Annotated in this window: 9 protein-coding genes; 7 read left to right on the top strand and 2 right to left on the bottom strand. The window is 63.6% G+C overall.

Annotation, left to right across the window (positions count from 1 at the left end):
• Window positions 1–51 precede the first annotated feature (51 nt).
• Window positions 52–4,917 carry an NAD-glutamate dehydrogenase gene (locus tag NP534_RS00045; RefSeq protein WP_274097346.1) on the bottom strand — a complete coding sequence of 1,622 codons (4,866 nt, stop codon included), beginning with the start codon at window positions 4,915–4,917 and terminating at the stop codon, window positions 52–54.
• A 273-nt stretch (window positions 4,918–5,190) separates the two neighbouring features.
• On the opposite strand from NP534_RS00045, the gene NP534_RS00040 reads away from it, so the two are divergent.
• Window positions 5,191–5,544, top strand: coding sequence for a hypothetical protein (locus NP534_RS00040; protein WP_274097345.1), 354 nt, complete (start codon window positions 5,191–5,193; stop codon window positions 5,542–5,544).
• A gap of 92 nt (window positions 5,545–5,636) precedes the next feature.
• On the opposite strand, the gene NP534_RS00035 is transcribed toward NP534_RS00040, so the two are convergent.
• The gene (locus NP534_RS00035) at window positions 5,637–6,551 is read right to left on the bottom strand and encodes a LysR substrate-binding domain-containing protein (protein WP_274097344.1); all 915 of its coding nucleotides are present in this window, start codon (window positions 6,549–6,551) and stop codon (window positions 5,637–5,639) included.
• 133 nt (window positions 6,552–6,684) lie between these two features.
• Here NP534_RS00035 and NP534_RS00030 point away from each other — a divergent pair, with 133 nt between their 5' ends.
• The 6 genes from NP534_RS00030 to NP534_RS00005 all read left to right on the top strand — a co-directional run.
• Window positions 6,685–7,983, top strand: a complete 1,299-nt coding sequence (locus tag NP534_RS00030) for an NAD(P)/FAD-dependent oxidoreductase (RefSeq protein WP_274097386.1) — start codon at window positions 6,685–6,687, stop codon at window positions 7,981–7,983.
• A gap of 43 nt (window positions 7,984–8,026) precedes the next feature.
• Window positions 8,027–9,115, top strand: a complete 1,089-nt coding sequence (locus NP534_RS00025; protein ID WP_052040669.1) for a polyamine ABC transporter substrate-binding protein — start codon at window positions 8,027–8,029, stop codon at window positions 9,113–9,115.
• A gap of 92 nt (window positions 9,116–9,207) precedes the next feature.
• Window positions 9,208–9,678: an NUDIX hydrolase gene (locus NP534_RS00020; RefSeq protein ID WP_274097385.1), complete on the top strand. Its 471-nt coding sequence runs from the start codon at window positions 9,208–9,210 to the stop codon at window positions 9,676–9,678.
• 62 nt (window positions 9,679–9,740) lie between these two features.
• Complete coding sequence (soxR, locus tag NP534_RS00015; RefSeq protein WP_443201062.1) at window positions 9,741–10,187, top strand: redox-sensitive transcriptional activator SoxR; 447 nt, start codon at window positions 9,741–9,743, stop codon at window positions 10,185–10,187.
• A 156-nt stretch (window positions 10,188–10,343) separates the two neighbouring features.
• The gene (locus tag NP534_RS00010) at window positions 10,344–11,126 is read left to right on the top strand and encodes an aldolase (protein WP_274097342.1); all 783 of its coding nucleotides are present in this window, start codon (window positions 10,344–10,346) and stop codon (window positions 11,124–11,126) included.
• 45 nt (window positions 11,127–11,171) lie between these two features.
• A partial coding sequence (locus tag NP534_RS00005; protein ID WP_274097341.1) for a dihydrodipicolinate synthase family protein occupies window positions 11,172–11,972 on the top strand: 801 nt, incomplete at its 3' end.

Here is an 11,972-nt window from a genome sequence, read left to right as displayed (position 1 = left end):
AAGCGAAACCTGCGAAGGTCTGCTTGCAGCTTGTAGCTTACAGCTTGCGACTTATGAAGGCACCACCGCCGCCTGCCCGCTCAGTGCCAGGTCGACCAGCTCGCGGTTGGCCACCGCATACATCGCATAGTCCGTGCCGGTGGCATTGCGCAGGTCGTCCAGCATCGCGCGCCAGCGCTCGACCATCACCCGGTGCTGCTCGGCCCACAGCGCCACGCGGGCATCCATGTCTTGCGGCGCATCGGCCATCTGCAACACAGAGATGGTGATCGCCCGCTGCTGCAGGTCGATGTCGTCGCGGAATGCCTCGCGGGCCAGGGCCTGCCAGTTGTTTTCCACCGGCAGGTTGCTGATTTCCTGCAAGTACCAGGTCAGGTCCAGCGAACTGCCCACCGCGAAGAACGCCTTGGCCACCTGCGCCGGGTCATGGCCGGTGACATCAGCCGCCTCGATGATCGGCAACAACGTGTACAGGTGGCTGGTACCGGCCACCATGCGCGCGAGCAGTTCAGGCACACCGGCTTCGACAAAGCCCTGGTAACGTACCATCCAGCGCTCGCGGGTCGGCCCTTCCAGCAACTCGTCCAGCTTGAGCCCCAGTTGCGCGATCTTCGGCCCGAAGTGCGCGGTGTCGCGCCCGGCGTCCTGCTCGTTGCGACGGCTGCGCAGGAACCAGCGGGTGGCGCGCCGGCCCAGGCGCATCAGTTCGTCCATCAAGGTCAGCTGGACCTCGGCCGGCACCTGGTAGTCCAGGGCTTCGATCTGACGGAACCAGTGCGGCAGGTGGAAGATGTCGCGCACGATCACATACGCACCCGCCACGTTGGCCGGGCTCATGCCCGTCGACTCCTTCAGGCGCTGGACGAAGGTGATGCCCATGTTGTTGACCAGGTCGTTGGCGATCTGGGTGCTGACGATCTCGCGCTTCAGGCGGTGGCGACGCATGGAATCGGCGAACTTGCTGACCAGCGACGGCGGGAACGCAGTTTCCATGTCGCGGGTCAGGTAGTCGTCGTCCGGCACCCGCGACTTGAGCAGTTGCTCCTTGAGGTCGATCTTGCTGTACGAGATCAGCACCGACAGCTCGGCACGGGTCAGGCCTTGGCCTGCGGCCAGGCGCTCGGCCAACTGTTCTTCGGACGGCAGGAATTCGATGGCACGGTCCAGCTTGCCACGCCCTTCCAGGTCCGCCATCAGGCGCTTGTATTCGGCGATCCGCTCGCGGGCGCGACGGGCTGCCAGGGACAGCGCCTGGGTCTGCTTGTAGTTGTTGCCCAGCACCAGCGCGCCGACCTCTTCGGTCATGCTGCCGAGCAGCTGGTTACGCTGCTTCTCGGTCATGTCGCCACCCTGCACCACTTCGTTGAGCAGGATCTTGATGTTGACCTCGTGGTCCGAGCAGTCGACGCCGCCAGCGTTGTCGATGAAGTCGGTGTTGGTCGCTCCGCCATTGAGGCCGAACTCGACCCGGCCGAGCTGGGTCATGCCCAGGTTGCCACCCTCGCCCACCACCTTGCAGCGCAGCTCGTTGCCGTTGACGCGCAGGGCGTCGTTGGCCTTGTCGCCGACATCGGCGTGGCTTTCTGTGCTGGCCTTGACGTAAGTGCCGATGCCGCCGTTCCACAGCAGGTCGACCGGCGCCTTGAGCAGTGCATTGAGCAGCTCCGTCGGGGTCAGACGGTCGGCTTCGATGGCAAAGCGTTCTTTCATCTGTGGGCTGATGGCGATGCTCTTGGCACTGCGCGGGAAGATCCCGCCGCCTTCGGACATGATGCTGGTGTCGTAGTCGCTCCAGGCCGAACGCGGCAAGTCGAACAGGCGCTTGCGCTCGGCGAAGCTGTTGGCCGGCTCCGGGTTCGGGTCGATGAAGATGTGCAGGTGGTTGAACGCCGCCACCAGCTTGAGCTTGTCGGACATCAGCAAGCCATTGCCGAACACGTCGCCGGCCATGTCGCCGACGCCGATCACGGTGATCGGGTCTTCTTGCACATTGATGCCGCGCTCACGGAAGTGGCGTTGTACGCCAACCCAGGCGCCACGGGCGGTGATGCCCATTTTCTTGTGGTCATAGCCGGCCGAGCCGCCCGAGGCGAAGGCATCGCCCAGCCAGAAGCCGTAGTCGATGGCAATGCCGTTGGCGATGTCGGAGAACGTCGCGGTGCCTTTGTCGGCGGCCACCACCAGGTACGGGTCGTCATCGTCGTGGCGCACCACATTGGCCGGCGGCACCACGCCACCGTCCTTGAGGTTGTCGGTGATGTCGAGCAGGCCGGAAATGAAGATGCGGTAGCAGGCAATGCCTTCAGCGGCGATTTCGTCACGGCTGCCACCCAGTGGCAGGCGGCGCGGCAGGAAGCCGCCCTTGGCGCCGACCGGCACGATCACCGAGTTCTTCACCTGCTGGGCCTTGACCAGGCCGAGCACCTCGGTGCGGAAGTCTTCCTCGCGGTCCGACCAGCGCAGGCCGCCGCGGGCGACGTTGCCAAAGCGCAGGTGCACACCCTCGACCCGTGGCGAGTAGACGAAGATCTCGAACTTGGGTACCGGCTTTGGCAGCTCGGGGATCAGCTTGGGGTTGAACTTGAAGCTGAAGTACGACTTGTTCTGGCCGTTGCCGTCCGGCTGGTAGAAGTTGGTCCGCAGGGTGGCCTTGATCAGGTCCAGGTAGCGACGCAGGATGCGGTCTTCGTTGAGTACCTGAACATCGTCCAGGGCGCTCAGGATGGCCTGTTCCAGGCGTTGCTGTTTGTCGTCCAGGTCGTCCTGGGTGAGCTTTCGCGCCAGGTAGAAGCGGGTCTTGAACAACCGGGTCAGCTCGCGGGCGATGTCGGTGTGGTTGTTCAGGGTGCTGGCGATGTAACCCAGGTCGAAGCCCAGGCGGATCTGCTTGAGGTAGCGGGCATAAGCACGCAGCAGTGCCACATCGCGCCAGGGCAGGCCGGCGGTCAGCACCAGGCGGTTGAAGGCGTCGTTCTCGGCGTCGCCTCCGACAATGTGGATGAACGCGTCCTGCAAGGTGTCGTTGAGCTGCTGGATGTCCAGGCTCAGGCCTTCGCTGTAGGTGAAGGCGAAGTCGTGGATCCAGTATTCACGGCCATTGGCGTGACGCAGGCGGTACGGGAACTCGCCCAGCACGCGCAAGCCGAGGTTCTCCAGGATCGGCAGCACATCGGACAGCGCCAGCGGGGTGTCGGCGTGGTACAGCTTGCAATGCAGGGTACGCTCGCCGACCTGGGTCAATGGCTGATAGAAGCTCATCGCCAGCGGCTTGCTTTCGGACAGCCCCAGCACGTGCTGCAGGTCGACCACGGCCGAATGCGCGGCGAAGCGCTCGCGGTAGCCCGCCGGGAAGCCTTTGGGGAAGTCGGCCAGGATGTTGGTGCCCTGGGCTTCGCCGAAGTTCTCCACCACCAGGGTCGAGTAGTCGTCGTGCCACGAGCGGCACGCCTGGATTACTTCGTTTTCCAGCTGTTGCGGGTCGATGTCGATGCGGTTTTTCGGATCGACCCGCAGAATCAGCTGCACCCGCGCCAGTACCGACTCGGAGAAGAAGGTCCAGAACTCGCAGTCGCTGGCTTTCAGGCGCTCCATCAGCACCTGCTGGATCTTCTGCCGCACTTCGGTGGAGTAGATCTCACGCGGTACGTAGGCCAGGCAGTAGCAGAAGCGGCCGTACGGGTCCTTGCGCAGGAACACGCGGATCTTGTTGCGCTCCTGGATCTGCACGATGGCCATGACTGTGCTGAACAGCTCGTCGATCGGCGTCTGGAACAGGTCGTCGCGCGGCAGCACCTCGAGCACCTGGGCCAGCTCCTTGCCCAGGTGAGCCTTGGGGTCGAAGCCCGAACGGCGCTCGACTTCGGCAACCTTGACCCGAATGTAAGGGATGGCATGCACGCTCTCGCCGTACACCGAAGAGGTGTACAGGCCCATGAAGCGGCATTCCTTGACCACCTTGCCCTCGGCGTCCAGCTGGCGGATGGACACGTAGTCCGGGTAGGCCGGGCGGTGCACACGGCTGGGCAGCGCGGCCTTGGCGAAGGACAACAGCAGGGGCTCGTTGAGGTAGGCCACGGCGTAGTCTTCGATGCGCAGCTCTTCAGGCGTCAGCCCCACGCGCAAGCGCCGCGGCAGGCCGAGGAAAGACTGCTCGTCGTAGAGCATCTGGCCGCCATCGCTGCCGCCCTGGACGGTGAACTCCTCGTAGCCCAGGAAGGTGAAATGGTTGTCCAGCAACCACTCGAGAAACGCCTTCACCTCGCCCTTCTCGTGCTGCGCGGGGCCGAACGCGGTCTGCTCGACCTGCGCCACCACTTCGCGCAGCTTGGCCTTCATCGGTTCGAAGTCGGCGACCGCCACACGCACTTCAGCCAGCACCTGTTCGATCTCGCGGGTCAGCACCGTCAGTTCGGCGGCGTTGGCGCAACGGTCGATCTCCAGGTACATCAGCGACTCATGGCGCACACCCTCGCCGTGGGTGCCCTTGGGCAGCAGCTCGAGCAGCTCGCCTTTGGCACCGCGGCGCACGCTCAGTACGGTGGTCTGCAGGGTGTGGATGCTGTAGCCGCGGCGGTTGAGCTCGGTGCGCACCGAGTCCACCAGAAACGGCAGGTCGTGGTGCAACACCTCGACCACGGTGTGGGTCGACTGCCAGCCATTGCGTTCGTAATCAGGGTTGTACACCCGCACTTGGGGTTGTTCGGCGTCGAAGCGCTCGATGATGCGCCAGGCAGAAAGGGTACAGCCAGCCAGGTCGGAAAGCCTGCGCTGGGTGAGTTCGTCCATTGAGATGATGCCGAAGAACTGTTCGGCGAACAGGGCCACTTGTGGCAGTGCCTGTTCGCTGATGTGCTGCGCCAGAGCCGCTTGCAGTTGATGCTGGAAGTCGGCCTTGCTGGCTGCGGTGAAAAACGCCATCTGTGGTACTCCGCTTGGGCTTTGTAATAATTGAAGCGTCGCTCGCGTGCGCCGTGTACGAATCAACGATAGCCAACCCGTGGCAAGGCGGACGGTTAAACCAGGCGTTGAACGTGCGTGGCACGCTCAGGGCTCGCCGAAGCTTAACGACTGAGTAGTCACCAACGCTTGCAGCGCTGCGACAATTTCGGTCAAGGGGCGGTAACTTTACGTTTATGGATGTACACAAGACTGTCAGAATTCCCTTCCGTTTCCTTTGACCCGAGCCTGTTCATGCAAATCAAGACCGCCCTGCTCTTCGCCAACCCTTGCGATGACGAGGAAGACAACATGGCGACCCTCTGCTGCCACGGCGACAAGGGTCAGATGGTCCTGCTCACCCGCTACCCGGATGAAGACACGGTCGACCTGACGCTCGATGACGAGCCCTCGACGCTGGATGGCTTGAAGGTGACCTTGACTGCCCAGCGCCTGCTGATCGAAGTGGCGACCGAGGATCGCGATGCCTTGAAGGGGGATGAAACGCTGGAGATCATCCTGACCAGCGAACTGAGCGATATGGACGAGGTGAAGGAAACGCTGCAGAACATTCTGCAGGGGACCGGGACGTTCGTCTGCGAGGTCTGATGCAAGCCTGAAGGGCCGCGAAGGCAGAAGTTTGTTTCGGCAATGGACTACATCAGGGCGCTGACCTGGTCACGCCCAGATCATGCCATTCGCTATTCGCTATTCGCCTGGCGCGTGCGCTCCAGCTGCGCCTCAAACCACTGCAATACCGCCTTGCAGGCCGGGTGCGCGACGCCGCTGTCGCGTAACCACAGCGCGTACACGCCACCGGTCTTCAGCGGTGCGCCGAACGGCACGATCAGGTCGCCCCGGGCCAGTGCGTCGTGCGCCAGCACCTGGTCGCTCATGGCCACGCCCAGCCCGCGGGCGGCAGCATCCAGGGCAAGGTCGTCAAGGTTGAACATCAGGTGTTTGTAACTGCGTTCGGGGCCCTCCTGGTGCGCCTGCAGCCACAGGTTCCACTCGTGACGCGCGGTCGAGCCATGGATCAGCGCATGCTCACCCAGCGCCTTCAGCGAGCGTGGCGGCAACTGCCCGTCGCCCAGCTTTGGCGCACAGACCGGCACCAGGTACTCATCGAACAAGACCGTCAAGGGTCGACCATCCAGGCCGTCACGCAAATACAGCACGTAGGCATCGCAATCACCGCTGGTGTCCACCACCTCCCCGCTCACGGTTTCGATGGACAGGCATAACGCCGGGTTGAGTGCGTAGAAGCTGCTCAGCCTGGGCAGCAGCCAGCGCACCGCCAGTGACACGAAGATACGAATACGAAACGGCCGATCCACCGGCGCCGGGGAAAGCCGTTGCGCCAGGGCCCGCAGATCGTTCAGCGCTTCGCAAGCCACCGCATACACATCACGGCCCTGCTCGGTCAGCGCCACCTTGCGGCTGGTGCGGTCGAACAGCGCCACACCGTAATGCTCCTCCAGCTGCTGAACCTGGCGGCTGATCGCACTCTGGGTCAAGTGCAGCTGCCTGGCGGCCTCGGTAAAGCTGCTGCTGTCCGCTACGTGGATAAGCGCCTGAAGGGCTTGAAGCGAGGGCACACGAAAGATTTTATCCATGCGTTTCAAGAATAGCTGAATGAAATTTTAGCGTTAGAAACAAGGCCGCAGCCCCCGTAGATTAAGCCCTGAAGGCGCACCCAAGACCAACACCGATAACCGGTGCGCATTGATTGTGGAGGAGCTGATGGCAATCGACAACCGCTGTGGATGGATCGCGTTGGCGGGCGAGTCTGCCCCGCACCCGCGCCTTTCAGGCCAGCACGCCTGCGACTGGCTGATCATTGGCGGCGGCATCACCGGCCTTGCCGCAGCCCACACGCTGGCCGCACGTTTCCCAGGGCAACGCATTGTCGTGCTTGACCGGCAGCGAGTGGCCCAGGGTGCCTCGGCACGCAACTCGGGTTTTGCCGTCAGCCATGAACTACCCTCGCCCAATGAATTGCTCGGCAACCCAGGGTTTGCCGGCTTTGCCGTGGCTTCGCGCATTGGTGTGGCGGCCGCACAGGAGGTTCGCCAGCGTATCGGCGAGCTGGGTATCGCCTGCGAATACGATGACGCGGGCTATCACTTTGCCGTGCATCGACCCGCGCACCTGCAGCAGGCTGACGCCGTGATCCACACACTGGAGGCCGTTGGCGCCAACGCTCGCTACCTGGAAGGCGAAGCGTTGCAGCAGCGCCTTGGCAGCGGTTTCTACACCCGCGCCATCCATTGCGCCGGTGGCAACGCACTGCTGCAGCCGGCGAAGTATGTGCGCGGCCTTGCCGACAGCCTGCCCAAGGCGGTGGAGGTATACGAGCACAGCGCGGTGCTGAGCCTTCGCCGCGCCGGGCGTGGCTGGCAGGCCCAGACCGAAGCCGGCGTTATAAATGCGCCCCAAGTGCTGGCCTGCGTCGGGGCGTTCTTGCCCCGGGTCGGCGTGCACCATAGCGGCACCTTCGCGCTGGAACTGAGCGCCAGCATCACCCGCCCCTTGACCGAGGCTCGCTGGCAAAGCCAGTTCGGCGAGCGCACCTGGGGCGTGCTGTCGACCCTGCCGGGCGGCGCGACCCTGCGCCTGCTGCCGGGCCGACGGCTGTTGATTCGCAACACGGTGGAGTACCGCCAGCGCGACCTCAATGGCACGCAGTTGCAGGCCCGTCGCCAGCAACATCTGCAAGGGCTGGAAAAACGCTTCCCCGGGCTGGCCGCCACGGACCTCGAATACACCTGGACCGGCCACCTGAGCGGCACCCGCTCCGGCGAGCCGTGCTTCGCGCGGATCGATGAAGGGCTGCATGCCGTGGCCGGCTGCAACGGTTCGGGCGTCGCCCGCGGCACCCTGTGGGGCAGGCTGCTGGTCGACATGGCCAGCACATCGACCTCGGCGCTGCTCACCGACGTGCTCGGCCAGGCCCAACCCGGTTACCTGCCGCCACGCCCGTTCTTCGATATCGGCGCCTCCCTGCGCATGGCCTGGGAAGTACGCCGCGCGCGGCGCGAACGTTGACTGCCATGAGCACTTGCGAACACTTACAACAACAGAGGGCAAGATGATGAAACGTACCTGCATGGCCGTGCTGTCCGCGGCGCTGTTCAGCCTGACGGCCCAGGCCGCCGAATCGGTCAACATCGCCAACTGGAGCGGCTACATTGCCGATGACACCTTGGCCGAGTTCGCCCGCCGCACCGGCATCCAGCCCACCTACGACCTTATCGACAGCAACGAGACGACCGAAGCCAAGCTGATGACCGGTGGCAGCGGCTACGACCTGGTCAGCCCGTCCAACCACTTCCTGCCCAGGCTGATCAAGGCCGGCGCCATCCAGGCGCTCGACCGCAGCAAGCTGCCCAACTGGAACAATCTCGACCCCAAGCTGATGCAACTGCTGCAGGCCAGCGACCCCGGCAACCGCCATGCCATTCCCTACATGTGGGTGACCACCGGCATCGGCTACAACGTCGACAAGATCAAGGCGATCTTCGGCGACACCGATGTCACCCAGTCCTGGCAATTGCTGTTCAACCCAGAAAACATCCGCAAGCTCAGTGCCTGTGGCGTGGCGTTCCTTGACAACCCGACGCAGGTGTTGCCAATCACCCTCAAGGTCCTGGGGCTCGACCCGCACAGCGAGCGCCCTGAAGACCTGAAGCATGCCGAGGCGGCGCTGATGGCGATTCGCCCGTCGATCAGCTACTTCCACCAGTCCAAGTACGTCAGCGACCTGGCCAACGGCAACATCTGCGTAGCGATCGGCTTCAGCGGCGATGTGCTGCAGGCGATGAACAGCGCGCAGCAGGCCAACAACGGCGTGCACCTGGGCTACAGCATTCCCCGTGAAGGCTCGACGGTGGCGGTGGACATGGTGGTGATTCCAAAAGCTGCGCCGCACCTGGATGCAGCCTACGCCTACCTCAACTACCTGCTCGACCCCCAGGTCATGGCGCATATCAGCAATGCGGTGAAGTACCCGAACGGCAATGCGGCGTCATTACCGTATGTGGACCCGGCGCTGCGCGACAACCCGGCGGTGTACCCGCCCCAGGCCGTGCTGGATACGCTGTTCCCGATCCAGACCTTGTCACCGGCGGGCATGCGCTTGAGCACCCGGCTGTGGACCCGGGTGATCAGCGGCAAGTGAGCGGCTGTGTGCTGCCTGCAAGCGCTGTCGACACCTGCGAGCGCATGAGCGCGTATGATGCTGCCCCCCTGTTTACCGATACGGAAATCAACATGCTCCCGGACAAGGCGTGCGCAGTCGTCCTCTCTCCCTCGTCGCCGCCCTGTATTCTGTTGTTCCGTCATCCCCTGGCGGGCGTACAGCTGGTGAAGGGTTCCATTGAAAACGGCGAAACGCCGCGGGAAGCCGCCCTGCGTGAATTGCATGAAGAGTCTGGTATCCACAACGCCACGATCGGGGACGATTTGGGGTGCTGGGATTCCGGCCATCTTGGGCAGACCTGGTCGTTTCACCTGTGCCGGGCAGAGGGTGTTCTACCTGAGCGATGGCTTCACCAGACACTGGATGACCATGGCCATACGTTCGAGTTCTTCTGGGCTGCGCCCGACCATTTGCCCTATGCCGAGTGCCACCCGGTCTTTCAACGAGCACTGGGCTACTTGAGCAATTCGCTGAAACTAGGCGGCTATTGGCCGGATGCGCACCTGCTGGGTGGTTGCAGGAACGATCGGGCGGGACTATAAGAGCTCAAGTTAACTTGAGGTCAACCGGCGTGACAGTCAAATCATCCACCGACAGCTCGCGGCTGCTCACCGTCGGCGAGGTCGCCAAACGCAGTGGCGTGGCGGTCTCCGCCCTGCACTTCTACGAATCCAAAGGGCTGATCACCGGCACCCGTACCGCCGGCAACCAGCGGCGTTACCCCGCGTTGGTGCTGCGCACCATCGCCATCATCAAGGTGGCCCAGCGCACCGGCATCCCCCTCGAAGAAATCAAACGCGCCCTGGGCCGCTACCCGCCGAACAGCAAACTCACGGCCGCCCAGTGGGGCGAGATGTCATCGGCCTGGCGAGAAGACCTGAACGCCCGCATTCGCACGCTGGAGGCCCTGCGCGACAGCCTGGACAACTGCATCGGCTGCGGTTGCCTGTCGTTGCAAGACTGCCCGCTGCGCAACCCCGAGGACGTGCTCGGCAAGGAGGGTTCGGGGGCCAGGATCCTGGAAAACGGCGGCGCTGCCGGGGGGCGGTAAACGCGGGCCTTTCATGGCGACCTGCATCTGATCATCGAGAAGGCATGACACATTGCTTGCTTATGACACAAAGTGTCATTAGTATCGACGTGTGTCCTGACTTGCACGCTGTGCCAGCCAGGTAGTCATTACCGCCTTCTCATGCAGGTACTTTCCGTGACCACGACCATGCAGACCCCCAAGGACCAGCTCGTCAAACATGCCCAGCAGCAGATGCTGACTGCGCTGGCCGACAACACTTACACCCCGCGGCAGAAACTCGCCCTGACCTGCCGAATCCTGTTCGACGGCGGCCACGACTCCGGCCTGGCCGGGCAGATCACCGCACGGGCGCCGGAGCCTGGCACCTACTACACCCAACAGCTTGGCCTGGGCTTCGACGAGATTTCGGCCTCCAACCTGCTGGTCGTCGACGAAGACCTGAACGTGCTGCACGGCCACGGCATGGCCAACCCAGCGAATCGCTTTCACAGCTGGCTGTACCGCGCACGCCCCGACGTGAACTGCATCATCCATACCCACCCGTTGCACAGCGCCGCCCTGTCGATGCTCGAAGTGCCGCTGGCCATCTCGCACATGGACCTTTGCCCGCTGTTCGACGATTGCGCCTTCCTCAAGGAATGGCCGGGCGTGCCGGTGGGCAATGAAGAAGGCGAGATCATCGCCGGGGCCATCGGCGACAAGCGGGCGATCCTGCTTTCCCACCATGGCCTGTTGATCGCCGGCCGCTCGATCGAGGAAGCCTGTGTGCTTGCTCTACTGTTCGAACGCGCCGCCAGGATGCAGCTGCTGGCCATGGGCGCCGGTGAGATCCGCGCGATCCCCGAAGCACTTGGCAAAGAAGCCCATGACTGGATTTCCACGCCAAAACGCCATGGCGCCGCGTTCAGCTATTACGCGCGTCGTGCCTTGCGTGCCCATGGCGACTGCCTGGGCTGATCGATGTTGTCACCCCTTCCTGAACAACGGCAAAGGTGCCTGGTCATGTCTACACCTGTAATTCGCGGCGTCATCGGCTACACTATCACTCCCTTCGCGGCAGACGGCTCGGTCGATCTGAACGCATTGGGCACATCCATCGACAGCCTGATCCAGGCCGGCGTGCACGCTATCGCCCCGCTGGGCAGTACCGGCGAAGGCGCCTACCTGTCCGATGGCGAGTGGGAATCGGTGGTTCGCTTCAGCCTGGAGAAAATCGCCGGCCGCGTACCCAGCGTGGTCAGCGTCTCGGACCTGACCACCGCGCGTACCGTGCAGCGTGCCCGCCTGGCCCAGGCGTGCGGGGCCACGGCGGTGATGGTGTTGCCCGTCTCCTATTGGAAGTTGACCGAGGCCGAGGTGGTCGACCACTACAGAACGGTCGGCGCGGCGATCGACATCCCGATCATGCTCTACAACAACCCGGGCACCAGCGGCACCGACCTGTCGGTAGAGCTGATCCTGCGTATTCTGGGCGAAGTCGCCAATGTCACCATGGTCAAGGAGAGCACCGGTGATATTCAGCGCATGCACCGCCTGTACACCGCGACCGAGGGCAAGGTGGCGTTCTACAACGGTTGCAACCCGCTCACCCTGGAAGCCCTGGTTGCCGGCGCTACGGGCTGGTGCACCGCGGCGCCAAACCTGATCCCCGCGTTGAACCTGGCCTTGTGGGACGCCGTGCAGAACGGCGAGCTGGCAGCGGCGCGTGCGCTGTTCTACCGCCAATACGAACTGCTGGCGTACATCACCCGCCGTGGCCTGCCCACCACCATCAAGGCTGGGCTGAAAATGCGGGGCCAGGAT

Origin of the sequence: Pseudomonas sp. 39004, assembly GCF_028682155.1 — a bacterium.
GTDB lineage: Bacteria > Pseudomonadota > Gammaproteobacteria > Pseudomonadales > Pseudomonadaceae > Aquipseudomonas > Aquipseudomonas capeferrum.
This window is presented reverse-complemented; position numbering and strand designations above follow the sequence as displayed.

Excerpts from the sequence above, each read along its gene's own strand:
- NP534_RS00045 (WP_274097346.1), bottom strand. The coding sequence starts at position 4,917 with ATGGCGTTTTTCACCGCAGCCAGCAAGGCCGACTTCCAGCATCAACTG.
- NP534_RS00025 (WP_052040669.1), top strand. The coding sequence starts at position 8,027 with ATGATGAAACGTACCTGCATGGCCGTGCTGTCCGCGGCGCTGTTCAGC.
- NP534_RS00040 (WP_274097345.1), top strand. The coding sequence starts at position 5,191 with ATGCAAATCAAGACCGCCCTGCTCTTCGCCAACCCTTGCGATGACGAG.
- NP534_RS00035 (WP_274097344.1), bottom strand. The coding sequence starts at position 6,551 with ATGGATAAAATCTTTCGTGTGCCCTCGCTTCAAGCCCTTCAGGCGCTT.
- NP534_RS00020 (WP_274097385.1), top strand. The coding sequence starts at position 9,208 with ATGCTCCCGGACAAGGCGTGCGCAGTCGTCCTCTCTCCCTCGTCGCCG.